Consider the following 14,863-nt stretch of genomic DNA (forward strand, 5'->3'; position numbering starts at 1 on the left):
GTCACACGTGACGACCCAGGACTTTTCAAAGGAACCACCAACCCACCAGAGGTGGGCCGGGGTATCAACATATCTGGCGTTGACTTTTGGCACGCTGTTGAGTTCTCAAGGAACGGACGCTTCCTTTGTACTCACCCTCGCGGGCTTTCCTCCGGGCTTTCGTTCGGTATTTCGTGTTTCCGACTCTATCAGACTCTTTCGTGTCCGACTTCCTCGGCGCTTTCCAGTTCTTCGCTTTCGCGTTTCCCTTTCCGGCGGTTCCGACTCTATCAGGTCCTTTCGGGCCTGACTCCCAGTCAGCGGGGTTTGTCTTTCCGGCTGTTCGGCCGTTCCGACGAGTGAGACTTTAGCGGAATCCTGGCTCCCGAGCTAATCGGGGTGGCGCTCGTTCGAACGCGGATTCCTCATTTCGCAAACGCGCACAAAAGCAGGACGACAGCTGTCGTTTGCTCCAGTGGTTACTGCGGAATGGTTGTCCGGGGCCGACCAGGGCCGGTGCTCACGTCGGACAACTCGGAGAACACTACGTACGCGTCAATCCCCTGTCAACCGGGGCCTGCGCGGCTACAGTGGGACTCATGACTTCGCGTACGTACACCCAGGGGTGGCGGGCCGCCTGACGGCGGCCGGCAGACACGTATGCACTCAACGGCCGCCGCTTCGGCGGCCGTTCGCGTTTCCCCTCCGGGAGGCCGGTCACTGGTGGCGGCGGCTCCGACCAGGAGACAAGAGAGATGACGCGGATCTTCAGCGGGGTCAAGCCGACCGGGCACCTGACGCTGGGCAACTATCTCGGGGCCGTACGGCGGTGGGCCGAGACCGATCAGCACCGGGCCGACGCGCTGTTCTGCGTGGTGGACCTGCACGCGCTGACCGTGGAGCACGATCCGGCACGGGTGCGGCGACTCAGCAGGCAGGCCGCCACTCTGCTGCTGGCGGCGGGGCTGGATCCGGCGGTGTGCACCGTGTTCGTACAGAGCCATGTGGATGAACACGCGCGGCTCTCGTTCGTACTGGAATGCACCGCCACGGACGGCGAGATGCGGCGGATGATCCAGTACAAGGAGAAGAGCGCGCGGGCGAGGGCGGCCGGGGAGAGTGTGCGGTTGTCGCTGCTTACCTATCCGGCGCTGATGGCCGCGGACATTCTGGCGTACGGGGCCGATGAGGTGCCTGTGGGTGACGACCAGACTCAGCATGTCGAGCTGACGCGGGATCTGGCGGTGCGGTTCAACCAGCGGTACGGGCACACCTTTGTGGTGCCGAAGGCTACGCAGCCGCAGGTTGCGGCTCGGGTCATGGACCTGCAGGACCCCACCTCCAAGATGGGGAAGTCACACGCGGCCACGGCGGGAATCGTCTATCTGCTCGATGAACCCGACGTTGTGCGGAAGAAGATCATGCGGGCCGTGACGGACAGCGGGCGCGAGGTGGAGTACGACCGGGAGGAGAAGCCCGGGGTCGCGAATCTGCTCGATGTACTCGCGGCTTGTGAGGGTGGGAACCCTGAGGAGCTGGCCGGTGCATACGAGTCGTACGGGGCCTTGAAGAAGGACACCGCGGAGGCTGTTGTGGAGTTGCTGCGGCCGGTGCGGGAGCGGCATGCGGAGCTGGCGGCCGATCCCGGTTATGTGGACAAGGTGCTGAGGGAGGGGGCTGAGCGGGCTCGGGGGATGGCGCGGCCGACGGTGGACGCGGCCTATCGGGCGATTGGGCTGCTGCCGACGGGCTGAGGGGCGGGGTCCGGGTGCGGGTGCGGGTGCGGGGGGTGGTGCCGGAGCCGGCTGCGCGTGCGGGTGCGGCTGCCCGTCCTGTGGCAGCGGCCAGCTACCGGTCCGGGGCCGCTTCCGGCTCCGGGCGTGGCTCCCTGGGGGCACGGTTGCGGCCTCCGGTTCCGGGCCGGGCCGGCCTCCGGCTGCGGCTGCGGCTGCGGCTGCGGCTGCGGCTGCGGCTGCGGCTGCGGCTGCGGCTGCGGCTGCGGCTGCGGCTGCGGCTGCGGCTGCGGCTGCGGCTGCGGGCAAGTTACCGGTCTCCGGGGCCGGCTCCCGGTTGGGGCCGGCTCCCGGTCGGTGTTGTGGGCTTGGCTCGCTTGGGGTGCGGTTGCGGCCTCCCGTTCCCGGTCGGGGGTGGCTTTCGGTGTCGGTTCGGAGTTGGCTCCGGGAGGCCGGCGGTCCGGCCGTGGTTGGTGGTCAGCCGTTGCCCGAGGCCAGTTCGCGGCTTCGGTCTCGGGCCGCTTCCAGGGCGGCGATGAGGGCGGCTCGTACGCCGTGGTTTTCAAGCTCGCGGATCGCGTTGATGGTGGTGCCGGCGGGCGAGGTGACCGCCTCGCGGAGCTTCACCGGGTGCTCGCCGCTGTCGCGGAGCATCACGGCCGCCCCTATGGCCGCCTGGACGATCAGGTCGTGGGCCTGGGCGCGGGGCAGACCGAGGAGGATGCCGGCGTCGGTCATCGCCTCGACGAGGTAGTAGAAGTACGCCGGGCCCGAGCCGGAGAGGGCGGTGGCCGCGTCCTGCTGGGACTCCGGGACGCGGAGCGTCTTGCCCACGCCGCCGAAGATCTCCTCGGTGTGGAGGAGGTGTTCGGCGGTGGCGTGGGTGCCGGCCGAGATGACGGACATCGCCTCGTCCACGAGGGCGGGCGTGTTCGTCATGACGCGGACGACGGGGGTGTTGGGGGCGAGGCGATCTTCGAAGTACGCGGTGGGGATGCCGGCGGCGCCGCTGATGACCAGGCGCTCGGCCGGGACGTGGGGGGCGAGCTCGTCGAGGAGCTTGCCCATGTCCTGCGGCTTGACCGTGAGGATCAGGGTGTCCGCGCGCTTGGCGGCTTCGGCGTTCGTCACCGGCTCGACGCCGTAACGGGTGCGGAGCTCTTCGGCGCGCTCGGCGCGGCGGGCGGTGACCAGGAGGTCGGCGGGGCGCCAGCCGGCGCGGATCATTCCGCTGAGCAGGGCCTCGCCGATTTTTCCGGTGCCGAGGACTGCGACTGTCTGGGTCATGCGGTTCACCTCGCCGGTGGGGCTGCGTGCGTGTGGGTGCGCGTTGTTCGTAGGGGTGCGCCTGGGTTGCTCCGGCGTCCCAGGGGACATCTTCGCACCGGGGTGTGGGGGTGCGGCGCGGTGTCCGGTGGGCGGGACGTTGTGCGGGGCTTTGCCCAGCGTGGTTCCCCGTGGGTCAGGCCGTGCGGCGGCGGAGGGTGGCTGCTCCGAGGGTCAGGACCAGGAGGGCGCAGGTTGCGACGATCGTCGCGTCGCGGATGAAGGTGACCGTGATGTCCGTGTGGCGCAGGACCTCGTTCATGCCGTCCACGGCGTACGACATGGGGAGTACGTTCGAGATCGCCTCCAGGACCGGCTGCATGGTGTCGCGCGGTGTGAACAGGCCGCACAGGAGCAGCTGCGGGAAGATCACCGCCGGCATGAACTGGACCGCCTGGAATTCCGACGCCGCGAAGGCGGAAACGAAGAGGCCCAGTGCTGTGCCGAGCAGTGCGTCCAGGAGGGCGATCAGGAGCAGCAGCCACGGGGAGCCGACCACGTCCAGGTCCAGCAGCCAGAGGGAGAATCCCGTGGCCAGGGCTGACTGGACCACGGCCAGGGCGCCGAAGGCCAGGGCGTAGCCCGCGATCAGGTCGGCCTTGGCCAAGGGCATGGCGAGCAGGCGTTCGAGGGTGCCCGAGGTGCGTTCGCGCAGGGTGGCGATCGACGTCACCAGGAACATTGTGATCAGGGGGAAGATTCCGAGGAGTGATGCGCCGATGGAGTCGAAAGTCTGCGGCGAGGCGTCGAACACGAAGTGCAGCAGCGTGATCATCACTACCGGGATGAGGAGCAGGAGCGCGATCGTACGGCGGTCGTGGCGCAGCTGGGTCAGGACGCGGGCGGCGGTGGCGAGGGTGCGGGAAGCGTTCATCGGGGCGTCTCCTGGCGGGAGTTTGCGTCGTCGACCAGGTGGAGGAATGCCTCTTCGACTGTGGCGGAGTGTGTACGGGAGCGGAGGGCGTCCGGGGTGTCCTCGGCCAGGATCTCGCCGCCGCGCATGAGGAGGAGGCGGTGGCAGCGCTCGGCCTCGTCCATTACGTGGGAGGAGATGAGGAGGGTGGCGCCGCGGTCCGCGAGGGTGTGGAAGAGGTTCCACAGGTCGCGGCGCAGGACCGGGTCGAGGCCGACGGTCGGCTCGTCGAGTACGAGGAGTTCGGGCGTACCGAGGAGGGCGACCGCCAGGAACGCTCGGCTGCGCTGGCCGCCGGAGAGGGTTCCGGCCAGGGCCGATTCGTGCGAGGTGAGGTCGACGTCGGCAATGGCGCGGGTGACGGCGTCGTGGCGGGCTTCTCGGTGGTCGCGGCCGGGCTGGAGGACGGAGGCGAAGTAGTCCAGGTTCTGGCGGACCGTCAGGTCGGAGTAGATCGAGGGGGCCTGGGTGACGTAGCCGATGCGGGGGCGCAGGGCGGCGGCGCCCGCCGGGTGGCCCAGGACTTCGAGGGTTCCGGTGACTTTGGCCTGGGTGCCGACGACGGCGCGCATGAGGGTCGTTTTGCCGCAGCCCGAGGGGCCCAGGAGGCCGGTGATCCTGCCTTTGGGGAGGGCGAAGTCGAGACTGCGGAGGACGGTTCGGGGGCCGCGTACGACGGTGAGGTCGTGGGCGGTGATGGCTGCCCCCTTTGGCGGCGGGGCGTGCTCGGGGGAGTAATTCATCATGTGTTGAATAATCCTCCCGGTGGGTCCCCGCGTCAAGAACTCGGGCATCGGCGCGGGCCGCGGCGCGGGTAGGGGGCAGGGTCGGCGTGCGCGCGGTGCGGGGTGCGGGGTGCGGAGGAGCCGCGCAGGCGGGCGGCGGCGCGATCGGAGGCGAAGCGTCCGGCTGATTCGCGCTTCGTGGGCACCGAGGCGGGGTGCGGCGCGTGTGGTGTGGGGCCGCTTATCGCGGTGGCGTTGGTGGCTGGAGTGAGGGGGGGTGGGGGCGGAGGTACCGGGCGTTCGCGCTGAGCGCCTCCGCCGAGTCGCTGTTCAGCGCCGCCACCGCCCTCGACCGGCTGCACGACGGGGCGCGGACGGACTACGACAAGGAGCTGATCACGGCCCAGGGGCGGGTAACGCGGTGCGCGGGGCGCTGCCGATGACCGCCGTCATCGTGCGCAGCGTGGCCAATGTGCGGGCGGGCGGGCGCGGGCACGAAGGGCTCACGGGTGCCAGACGGGGTGCGGCTGCTGGTGTTCACGGCCGCCGTGCCTGCGGCGCTCAGGTTATTCCGGTGGCGGCGCTGGCAGGGTGCTGGTGGTGACGACCGGGGCGATCGTGGCGACGAACCTGTTCGCAGGGGTTCTGGTGGGTCCGCTGCTCGCTGTCGCGTGGACCGTGTGGGACACCGGTCAAGTGCCGGTGCACGTGAGGTGCAGGTGGAGCCGGAGGGTCTGCACGGTGGGTGCGGGCCCCAGGTGCGCGGCTATGCGGCGTTCCCGCGGCTGAAGCTGATGGACGCGCTGGGAAAGCGCTGCCGCACGACCGCCCAGTACGAGCGACCTGGCGGATTGCGGCACGTCGACCATGCGTGCGCAGGGGCGCTGAAAGGGGAGACGGCGACTGCGGCGGTTCGTGTGGCTGCCGAGACTGAGGGAAGCGCTGGAAGCGATGCCGCACGGCCATCCCGTGCGGGTGGGCCTGGGCGGATTGCGGCACGCCAGCATGCGTGCCCGGCGGCGCTGAAAGGGGGAACGGCGGCTGCGGCGTTCCTGCGGGCGCCAAGAATGAGGGACACGCTGGAAGTGATGCCGCACGGCCGCCCCGTGCGGGTGGGCCTGGGCGGATTGCGGCACGTCAGCATGCGTGCCCGGCGGCGCTGAAGGGGGACGGCGACTGCGGCGTTCCTGCGGGCGCCGAAAATGAGGGACACGCTGGAAGTGATGCCGTACGACCACCCCGTGCGGGTGGGCCTGGGATCCTGGTTCAGATAGGCGGTCTTGACGTACCGGCGTCTCGCCGCCGCCAGCCATGCGGGTTATCGCGCGCAGGATGTTTGCGGCGTCGGTGCCGGGGTCCTCGTAAGAGCTCGCGTTCTCCGCTGCGAGCACTGCCCAGCGGACATCTTGGGGGGCCTTGTCGAGCGGCATCTCCTGCCGGCTGACCCAGCCGGTCCCTGGCACTTTCGAACCGTCGGGCGGATTGCGGCACTTCAGGCATGTCCGGGCGTTGGTGGGGGTTCGGTGGGGTCAGCGGCGTCGTTTGGGGGTCTTCTTGCGGGTCGCGGGGTTGCCTGTGCGGGAGCCTCGGCGGCGCTTGTGCTGGGTGAGGGCCGTCTCGTACTCGCTGCGGCGCAGCTTCTCGCCCGGCGCCTCGGTCAGCGAGCGGAAGAAGTAGGCCAGGAGCGAGCCGATGAAGCCGATGGCCTTCAGGCTGCGCAACTGGGCCTCGGTGGTGGGGTCCGGGCGGCGCGCGTACCCCTCCCAGGTGCGGCGGAAGGCGATCGCGCTGCAGATGGCGAACATGGCGACCACCAGGATGTTCACGAAGCCGCCCACATCCGCGATCGCCAGGCCCTGGTAGGCGAAGCGGAGTACGAAGCAGCCGGCGGCCGCGGCGGCCAGCGAACCGACGGCGACCCCGGCGCGGCGCAGCCCGTAGCCGTTGTCGTGGCCCACCCAGGTCGTACCGAAGAACCGGATGGGCTCGGGCTGCGGACCGCCGCCGCCGGCCGGGACGGTGGGGGCGTCGGGGGTCGGGGTGCCGTCGGTGTTCTCGCTCACGGGGTCGATTATCCCCGTGAGCGAGGGCGGGCGGGTCAGCTGCAGCGCGGCGCGACGTAACCGTCACGGCCGGTGTTCACGTACGCGTCCGACACGAACTGTCCGTCCGCGATGTTGTCCCACAGGTTCGAGGTCCCGTACGGGCCGGAGATCGACTCGCCCGGCTTCTGGCAGTAGATCGCGACCTTGACGTCGTGCGGCAGCGTCTTGATCAGCCGGTACTGCGTTCCCGGGCCCGAGCGGACGTTCACCCGGTAGCCGGGCGCGACCGGGTATCTGCTCACGCCGTCGCTCAGGGCTGCCGCCGTCGCCACCGATGCGGTCGGCACGCTCTCTTCAGTACTCATGAAGTTCTCCCCCGTTGATGTCCTGCGGATGATGTCCCGCAGAAGTGACGCGCGCAGGCTAGCAAGCCCCACGCGTCTCGTACGCACCATCGACTAGGCTCCGTGCGTCGCGCTTGCGGACGAACACACGGGGGTGGGGGCGATGCCGCCGCTGCGCAATAGCGGGCCAGTACCGGAAGCGGAACATCCGGAGTACGCCGGGCAGTACCGCCTTGAGGCGTGTCTCGGATCCGGCGGCATGGGCATCGTGCACTTCGCGCGCTCGGCTTCGGGGCTTGCCCTCGCGGTCAAGGTCGTGCACCGCCAGTACGCCGCCGACCCCGAGTTCCGGGCCCGTTTCCGGCAGGAGGTCGCCGCCGCGCGGCGGGTGAGCGGGGCGTTCACCGCCCCCGTCGTCGACGCGGATCCCGATGCCGTACGGCCCTGGATGGCCACCCTCCACGTGCCCGGCCCCACGTTGGCCGCACAGGTCAAGCGGAATGGGCCGATGAGCCCCGCTGAGCTGCGCAGGCTGACGGCCGGGCTCGCCGAGGCGCTGCGGGACATTCATCGTGCGGGTGTGGTGCACCGCGATCTCAAGCCGGGGAATGTGCTGCTCACCGACGCCGGGCCGAAGGTCATCGACTTCGGGATCTCGCGGCCCACGGACAGTGATCTGCGTACGGAGACGGGCAAGCTGATCGGGTCGCCGCCCTTCATGGCTCCCGAGCAGTTCCAGCGGCCGCGCGAAGTCGGCCCGGCCGCCGATGTGTTCGCGCTCGGGTCCGTGCTGGTGCACGCGGCTACCGGTCGCGGTCCGTTCGACTCGGACAGTCCGTACATCGTTGCGTATCAAGTCGTCCACGATGCCCCGGACTTGACCGGCGTACCGGAAGATCTCGCGGCGCTCGTCGGGCAGTGCCTGGCCAAGGATCCCGCGGACCGCCCCACCCCGGACGACATCATGGCCGCGCTGAAGCCGCCGTCGTACGAGGCCGCCGCGTTCGTGCCGGCGCAGCGGCGCGCCGGCGGTACGGGAGGTGGTGGGCGTGCGGGGGATGGCGTGGAGGCCGGTGGTGATCACGTCACCAGGTCGCTCGGGCGGCCCGCACCGGAACCGTCCGACGGCGAATCCGGGGACCGTACGGCACCGTCCGGTGCGCGGCGGCGCCGTGCGGCCCGGGTGACAGCGGTCTTGGCGCTGTGTGCCCTGGTGGCCGGAGGGGCCGTCGCGGTCCAGGTGTGGAGCACCTCGCGAGCCGCTTCGGGGCCGGCGGCGGACAAGGGCGCGGGCTCCGGCGCGTTCCTCCCCTGGCGCACCGGGCTGACCACGAAGGACGGCGCTCCCCCGGCCTGCTCGCTCGCGGGCCCGGCGCTCTACTGCTCGGCCCCCGGCGTCGGCGCGGCCCGCCTGGATCCGGCCGACGGCCGGGTGCTGTGGTCGCGGAAGACCGATACCGGTGACGCCGCCCTGTCGGCGCCGCCCGTGTCGGCCGGGGTGGTGCTGGGCGCGCCGTTCGAGCGGAGAGTCCAGTCGTACGACACCACCGACGGCGCCCGTCGCTGGGGCGCGGATGTCTCCGCGTACCAGGGACGGGTCTATCCGGCGGGCCGGACCGTGCTGCTGGTCTCGGCCGACGGCACCGTGCGGGCTCTCGACACGACGACGGGCAAGGAGCGCTGGCGCCGCGCCGTGGCCGGACATCCCGCTCCCGCTTTCGAGCTGTACGACGCGGGTACGGACACCGCGTATGTCGCCCAGCGGGCAACGGACGGAACGAGCACGCTGGTCGCCGCGGTGGACCCGGCGACCGGCGCCCAGAAGTGGGAGCGCCGACTGCCGGGGACTCTCACGCCGGCCGCAGCCGTGGACGGCGTCCTTCACCTGCTTTCCACGGACCCGGACAGCCGGACCGACGCCCTCGTCCGCTACGACCCCCGGCGCGGGAGCGTACGGCGCGTCCCGCTGCCGTACCCCGTCGACGAGCCGCAGATCGCCCTGCGCGGCGACACCGCGTACCTCCTGGCCCCCGGCGGCACACTGCTGGCCGTCGGGACAGGCCCCGCGCGGGACGGGGAGTCCGCCGAGCTGTGGCATCTGGAGACCGGGGCGGCACGGACCTCGCGGCCCGTCGTCGCCGGCCGCGACCGGCTCTACTTCTCCGCCGCCGACGGCCGGCTGCTCGCCGTCGACACGGCTCGCGGCGTGCTTCTCGGCGGGACGGGACCCCGGCTGCGGGACGGAAAGCTGGGTTTCGCGCCGACGCTCCCCGCGCCCGTGCCCGCCCACGGCAAGGTGTTCGCCACCGCGCCCGACGGGTCGGTCTTCGCCGTGCGGGACGGGGACCCGGCGCGCTGGTGAAACGGGGCCGGGCGGGACCGGGCGTGTGCCCCGTCCCGCCCGGCCGCCGAAGCGTGCGTGATCCGCTCAGCCCAGCTTGGTGACGTCGCGCACCGCGCCCTTGTCGGCGCTGGTCGCCATCGCGGCGTACGCGCGCAGGGCTTGCGAGACCTTGCGCTCGCGGTTCTTCGGGGCGTACACGCCGCCCAGTGCCTCGCGGCGGGCCGCCAGGTCCTCGTCCGCGACGAGGAGTTCGATCGTGCGGTTCGGGATGTCGATGCGGATACGGTCGCCGTCCTCGACGAGGGCGATCGTGCCGCCCGACGCCGCCTCCGGGGAGGCGTGGCCGATGGACAGGCCCGACGTACCGCCCGAGAAGCGGCCGTCCGTGACGAGCGCGCAGGTCTTGCCGAGGCCTCGGCCCTTCAGGAAGGACGTCGGGTAGAGCATCTCCTGCATGCCGGGGCCGCCCTTGGGGCCCTCGTAGCGGATGACGACGACGTCGCCGTCCTTGATCTCCTTGCGGAGGATCTTGTCGACGGCCTCGTCCTGCGACTCGCAGACCACCGCCGGACCCTCGAAGGTCCAGATCGACTCGTCGACACCGGCGGTCTTCACGACACAGCCGTCGACGGCGAGGTTGCCCTTGAGGACGGCCAGGCCGCCGTCCTTGGAGTAGGCGTGCTCGACGGAGCGGATGCAGCCGCCCTCGGCGTCCGTGTCCAGGGTGTCCCAGCGCTCGGACTGCGAGAAGGCGGTCGCGGAGCGGACGCAGCCGGGCGCCGCGTGCCACAGCTCGACGGCCTCGGCGGACGGGGAGCCGCCGCGCACGTCCCACGTCTTCAGCCACTCGGCGAGGGTCTCGGAGTGAACGGAGTGGACGTCCTCGTTGAGCATGCCGCCGCGGTACAGCTCGCCCAGGATGGCGGGGATTCCGCCGGCCCGGTGCACGTCCTCCATGTAGTACGTGCCGCCGGGAGCCACGTTCGGCGCGACCTTGGCCAGGCACGGGACGCGGCGCGAGACCTCGTCCATGTCGTCGAGGCCGAAGTCCAGCTCGGCCTCCTGGGCGGCGGCCAGCAGGTGCAGGATCGTGTTGGTGGAGCCGCCCATGGCGATGTCGAGCGCCATGGCGTTCTCGAAGGCCTCACGGGTGGCGATGTTGCGCGGCAGGACACTCAGGTCGTCCTGCTCGTAGTGGCGCTTGGTGATCTCGACGATCGTGCGGCCGGCGTTCTCGTACAGCGCCTTGCGGGCGGTGTGCGTGGCGAGGACCGAGCCGTTGCCGGGCAGGGCCAGGCCGATGGCCTCGGCCAGGCAGTTCATCGAGTTGGCGGTGAACATGCCGGAACAGGAGCCGCAGGTCGGACAGGCGTTCTCCTCGATACGGAGGATGTCCGCGTCCGAGATCTTGTCGTTGACCGCGTCGGAGATCGCGTCGACCAGGTCGAGCTTGCGGACGGTGCCGTCGACCAGCGTGGCCTTGCCGGCCTCCATCGGGCCGCCGGAGACGAAGATCGTGGGGATGTTGAGGCGCAGCGCGGCCATCAGCATGCCCGGAGTGATCTTGTCGCAGTTCGAGATGCAGATCAGCGCGTCCGCGCAGTGCGCCTCGACCATGTACTCGACGGAGTCGGCGATCAGGTCGCGGGAGGGCAGCGAGTAGAGCATTCCGCCGTGGCCCATCGCGATGCCGTCGTCGACGGCGATCGTGTTGAACTCGCGGGGGACGGCGCCCGCGGCGAGGATGGCGTCGGAGACGATCCGGCCGACCGGCGCGAGGTGCGTGTGCCCCGGAACGAACTCGGTGAAGGAGTTCGCGACCGCGATGATCGGCTTGCCGATGTCCGCGCTCGCTACGCCCGACGCCCGCATAAGGGCGCGCGCGCCCGCCATGTTGCGGCCGTGGGTGACTGTGCGGGACCTCAGCTCGGGCATCGTCGCTCGCTCCTTAGGCAGATGGGACGTACGAGGCTTACTCACGAGAGTAACTTCGAGCGTACGCCCCCGATCCACGATTCGGACAGGTCGTCCGCTATGCGGGACGGCGCGCTCGGTCTCCGGTCACGCACCGGGCAGGACAGGGGGCCGGACGCGCGCCCGCTCCTCGCGGCGTGCCCCGCGTCACGCCTCCGTCAGGTACCGCTGGAGCGTCGGGGCCACCATCGCGATGATCTGCTCGGGATCCGCCGAAGCCAGCGGCTCCGCCTTGATCACGTACCGCAGAATCGCGATCCCGACCATGTGCGAGGCCGCGAGCTCCGCCCGGAAGGTCGGATCCGGTACGTCCAGCTCCGCCGCCACCCGCTCCAGCAGCCGGCGCAGTACGAACGTACGCAGCACCTTCGCCGCCGTCTCGTTCGTCAGCGCCGACCGTACGACCGCGAGCAGCGGGGCCCTGGTCGCCGGGTTCTCCCACACGCCGATGAAATAGCGGGCCAGCCGCTCGCCGATGCCGTCGGTGCCGCCCTGGCCGAGGACCGCGGGCACCGCCGTGGCCGGCTCGAAGGAGATCTCGATGGCCGCCGCGAAGACGTCGTCCTTCGTACCGAAGTAGTGATGCACGAGCGCCGCGTCCACGCCCGCCGCCTTCGCGATGCCGCGCATCGACGTCTTGTCGTAGCCGCGCTCCGCGAATTCGTCTCGGGCGGCCTGGAGGATCCGCTCGCGGGCGCCGGGCCCGGCGTCCTCGGGCGACCGGCGCGGACGGCCGCGACGGCGGGGCCCGGGTGGCGTCGTACCGCTGTCGCCGTCGCTTGCGCTGTCGGTCACTGCTGCGACACCCGCGACGCCAGGTGCAGGCGGGTGAAGGCGAGGGCCTCCGCGAGGTCGGCTTCGCGTTCGGCGGACGACATGGCCCGGCGCGTATTGACCTCGATGACCACATGGCCGTCGTAACCGTTGAGGGCGAGGCGCTCCAGGAGCTCGGCGCAGGGCTGGTTGCCGCGCCCCGGCACGAGGTGCTCGTCCTTCGCCGACCCCTTGCCGTCCGCGAGGTGGACGTGCCCGAGCCGGTCGCCCATCCGGTCGACCATGGCCATCGTGTCGGTGCGGGCGGTCGCGGTGTGGGACAGGTCGACGGTGAAGTGCCGGTAGTCGTCCTTGGTCACGTCCCACTCGGGGGCGTACGCCAGCATCTCGCGGTCCTTGTAGCGCCACGGATACATGTTCTCGACGGCGAACCGGACGTCGGTCTCGTCCGCCATCCGCCAGATCCCGTCGACGAAATCGCGGGCGTACTGCCGCTGCCAGCGGAACGGCGGGTGTACGACCACGGCCGACGCGCCGAGCTTCTCGGCGGCCGCCTGCGCGCGCCGGAGCTTGGTCCACGGGTCGGTGGTCCACACGCGCTGGGTGATCAGCAGGCAGGGTGCGTGGACGGCCAGGACGGGCACACCGTGGTAGTCGGAGAGTCTGCGCAGCGCTTCGATGTCCTGGCTGACGGGATCCGTCCACACCATGACCTCGACACCGTCGTAGCCGAGGCGTGCGGCGATCTCGAAGGCCGTCGCCGTCGACTCCGGATACACGGACGCCGTGGACAGCGCGACCTTCGCATCAGGGATGCGCACCACTGGTTCTGCCACGAGGGACAGCGTACGGGCCCTTCCCGGTCGGGCGTCAGGCGGTCGGCAGGTGATCCAGGCGACGCAGGATGACACCTTCGCGCAGCGCCCAGGGGCAGACCTCCAGCGTCTCCACACCGAAAAGGTCCATCGCACCCTCCGCCACCAGGGCTCCTGCCAGCAGTTGCGCGGCGCGGCCCTCCGGGACTCCGGGGAGGCCGGCGCGCTGCGATATCGGCATCGCGGCGAGTTTGGGCACCCACTCCTCCAGCGACTTGCGACTGAGCTCACGCTGCACGTACAGCCCGTCGGCGGAGCGGGCCGCGCCCGCGATCCGCGCCAGCTGCCGGAACGTCTTGGACGTGGCGACGACGTGATCGGGCCTGCCGAAGCGGGCGAATTCGCCGACCGTACGGGCAATCTGGGCCCGTACATGACGGCGCAGCGCCTTCACGTCCTGCGGGTCCGGTGGGTCGCCGGGCAGCCAGGCGGCGGTGAGGCGGCCGGCGCCGAGCGGCAGCGACACGGCGGCGTCGGGCTCCTCGTCCATGCCGTACGCGATCTCCAGGGAGCCGCCGCCGATGTCGAGGACCAGCAGCTTGCCGGCCGACCAGCCGAACCAGCGGCGGGCGGCGAGGAAGGTCAGCCGCGCCTCCTCCGGGCCGCTGAGCACCTGAAGATCGATTCCGGTTTCGGTCCTGACGCGGGCCAGTACCTCGTCGGCGTTCGTCGCCTCGCGCACGGCGGAGGTCGCGAACGGCAGGACGTCCTCGCAGCCCTTGTCCTCGGCGGCCTGCAGCGCGTCGGCGATCGTCGCCACGAGGCGGTCGACGCCGTCGGCGCCGATGGCCCCGTCCGCGTCGAGAAGCTCGGCGAGGCGGAGCTCGGCCTTGTGCGAGTGGGCGGGCAGCGGGCGGGCGCCAGGGTGCGCGTCGACCACCAGCAGATGAACCGTGTTCGAACCCACGTCGAGGACTCCGAGTCTCATAGGCGGAACGCTACTGCGGCGGCGCGCTTACCCTTGGCCCCGTGTCGAAGACGAAAAAGGCGAAGCCGGGCAAAGCCACAACGCCGAAGCAGCCGAAGCAGCCGAAGACAACCCTGCCGGTCCCTCCTGTCGTGCCGGTCCAGGACGAGAAGGGCGGGCTCGACTTCGCCCGCGCCTGGGTGGAGTTCCCCGACCCCGCCGACGACGAGCAGATCTTCCGCTGTGACCTGACGTGGCTGACGTCACGCTGGAGCTGCATCTTCGGCAGCGGCTGCCAGGGGATCCAGGCGGGCCGCGCCGACGACGGCTGCTGCACGCTCGGCGCGCACTTCTCCGACAAGGACGACGAAGAGCGCGTCGCGGGGCACGTGGCGCGCCTCACCCCCGACGTGTGGCAGTTCCACGGCGTCGGTACGGAGTCGGGCTGGACGCAGACCGACGAGGACGGCGAACGCCAGACGCGCCGCTGGGAGGGCTCGTGCATCTTCCAGAACCGCCCCGGTTTCGCGGGCGGCGCGGGCTGCTCGCTGCACATCCTGGCGCTGCGGGAGGGCAAGGAGCCGCTGGAGACCAAGCCGGACGTGTGCTGGCAACTGCCGGTGCGGCGTACGTACGACTGGATCGAGCGGCCCGACGACACGCGTGTCCTGCAGATCTCGATCGGTGAGTACGACCGGCGGGGGTGGGGGCCGGGGGGTCACGATCTGCACTGGTGGTGCACGTCGGCGACGTCCGCGCACGGGGCGGGGGACCCGGTGTACGTGACGTACCGGCCGGAGCTGACGGAGTTGATGGGCAAGCCGGCGTACGACCGGCTGGTGGAGCTGTGCGAGGAGCGGCTGTCGTCGCTGCTGCCCATGGCCCCGCATCCGGCGGACCCGCCGACGCCGTCCGCCTAGCCGC

Annotated in this window: 12 protein-coding genes; 3 read left to right on the forward strand and 9 right to left on the reverse strand. The window is 70.9% G+C overall.

Going from position 1 to position 14,863, the window contains the following annotated elements; all coding sequences use genetic code 11:
* Positions 1–734: 734 nt before the first annotated feature.
* Positions 735–1,733 (forward strand): tryptophan--tRNA ligase, encoded by a 999-nt coding sequence (gene trpS / locus G412_RS0100005; RefSeq protein ID WP_028810267.1) that lies wholly within the window; start codon positions 735–737, stop codon positions 1,731–1,733.
* A 456-nt stretch (positions 1,734–2,189) separates the two neighbouring features.
* Here trpS and proC read toward each other — a convergent pair whose 3' ends face one another.
* The 5 genes from proC to G412_RS0100035 all read right to left on the reverse strand — a co-directional run bounded on the left by proC (position 2,190) and on the right by G412_RS0100035 (position 7,086).
* Complete coding sequence (gene proC, locus G412_RS0100010) at positions 2,190–2,999, reverse strand: pyrroline-5-carboxylate reductase (RefSeq protein ID WP_028810268.1); 810 nt, start codon at positions 2,997–2,999, stop codon at positions 2,190–2,192.
* A gap of 175 nt (positions 3,000–3,174) precedes the next feature.
* Positions 3,175–3,912 (reverse strand): ABC transporter permease, encoded by a 738-nt coding sequence (locus tag G412_RS0100015; RefSeq protein ID WP_028810269.1) that lies wholly within the window; start codon positions 3,910–3,912, stop codon positions 3,175–3,177.
* Complete coding sequence (locus G412_RS0100020) at positions 3,909–4,697, reverse strand: ABC transporter ATP-binding protein (RefSeq protein ID WP_028810270.1); 789 nt, start codon at positions 4,695–4,697, stop codon at positions 3,909–3,911. Before G412_RS0100020 ends, G412_RS0100015 begins: the two co-directional genes overlap by 4 nt.
* A gap of 1,508 nt (positions 4,698–6,205) precedes the next feature.
* The gene (locus G412_RS0100030; protein ID WP_028810272.1) at positions 6,206–6,739 is read right to left on the reverse strand and encodes a hypothetical protein; all 534 of its coding nucleotides are present in this window, start codon (positions 6,737–6,739) and stop codon (positions 6,206–6,208) included.
* Between the two features lie 35 nt (positions 6,740–6,774).
* Positions 6,775–7,086: an SH3 domain-containing protein gene (locus G412_RS0100035; RefSeq protein ID WP_028810273.1), complete on the reverse strand. Its 312-nt coding sequence runs from the start codon at positions 7,084–7,086 to the stop codon at positions 6,775–6,777.
* 142 nt (positions 7,087–7,228) lie between these two features.
* Here G412_RS0100035 and G412_RS0100040 point away from each other — a divergent pair, with 142 nt between their 5' ends.
* Complete coding sequence (locus G412_RS0100040; protein ID WP_028810274.1) at positions 7,229–9,427, forward strand: protein kinase domain-containing protein; 2,199 nt, start codon at positions 7,229–7,231, stop codon at positions 9,425–9,427.
* Positions 9,428–9,493: 66 nt separating this feature from the next.
* Here G412_RS0100040 and ilvD read toward each other — a convergent pair whose 3' ends face one another.
* The 4 genes from ilvD to G412_RS0100060 all read right to left on the reverse strand — a co-directional run bounded on the left by ilvD (position 9,494) and on the right by G412_RS0100060 (position 13,960).
* Positions 9,494–11,344, reverse strand: coding sequence for a dihydroxy-acid dehydratase (gene ilvD, locus G412_RS0100045; protein ID WP_028810275.1), 1,851 nt, complete (start codon positions 11,342–11,344; stop codon positions 9,494–9,496).
* Between the two features lie 186 nt (positions 11,345–11,530).
* Entirely contained in the window at positions 11,531–12,178 is a 648-nt protein-coding gene (locus G412_RS32645) for a TetR/AcrR family transcriptional regulator (RefSeq protein WP_051338011.1), read from the reverse strand.
* Positions 12,175–12,993, reverse strand: coding sequence for a sugar phosphate isomerase/epimerase family protein (locus G412_RS0100055; RefSeq protein ID WP_078606691.1), 819 nt, complete (start codon positions 12,991–12,993; stop codon positions 12,175–12,177). Before G412_RS0100055 ends, G412_RS32645 begins: the two co-directional genes overlap by 4 nt.
* Before the next feature lie 34 nt (positions 12,994–13,027).
* Entirely contained in the window at positions 13,028–13,960 is a 933-nt protein-coding gene (locus tag G412_RS0100060) for a Ppx/GppA family phosphatase (RefSeq protein ID WP_028810277.1), read from the reverse strand.
* Positions 13,961–14,001: 41 nt separating this feature from the next.
* Here G412_RS0100060 and G412_RS0100065 point away from each other — a divergent pair, with 41 nt between their 5' ends.
* Entirely contained in the window at positions 14,002–14,859 is an 858-nt protein-coding gene (locus G412_RS0100065; protein WP_028810278.1) for a DUF3109 family protein, read from the forward strand.
* Positions 14,860–14,863 lie beyond the last annotated feature (4 nt).

Source organism: Streptomyces flavidovirens DSM 40150, assembly GCF_000429085.1.
Classification (GTDB): domain Bacteria; phylum Actinomycetota; class Actinomycetes; order Streptomycetales; family Streptomycetaceae; genus Streptomyces; species Streptomyces flavidovirens.

Coding starts and splice junctions, on each gene's coding strand:
- trpS (WP_028810267.1), top strand. CDS start 735: ATGACGCGGATCTTCAGCGGGGTCAAGCCGACCGGGCACCTGACGCTG.
- proC (WP_028810268.1), bottom strand. CDS start 2,999: ATGACCCAGACAGTCGCAGTCCTCGGCACCGGAAAAATCGGCGAGGCC.
- G412_RS0100015 (WP_028810269.1), bottom strand. CDS start 3,912: ATGAACGCTTCCCGCACCCTCGCCACCGCCGCCCGCGTCCTGACCCAG.
- G412_RS0100020 (WP_028810270.1), bottom strand. CDS start 4,697: ATGATGAATTACTCCCCCGAGCACGCCCCGCCGCCAAAGGGGGCAGCC.
- G412_RS0100035 (WP_028810273.1), bottom strand. CDS start 7,086: ATGAGTACTGAAGAGAGCGTGCCGACCGCATCGGTGGCGACGGCGGCA.
- G412_RS0100040 (WP_028810274.1), top strand. CDS start 7,229: ATGCCGCCGCTGCGCAATAGCGGGCCAGTACCGGAAGCGGAACATCCG.
- ilvD (WP_028810275.1), bottom strand. CDS start 11,344: ATGCCCGAGCTGAGGTCCCGCACAGTCACCCACGGCCGCAACATGGCG.
- G412_RS0100060 (WP_028810277.1), bottom strand. CDS start 13,960: ATGAGACTCGGAGTCCTCGACGTGGGTTCGAACACGGTTCATCTGCTG.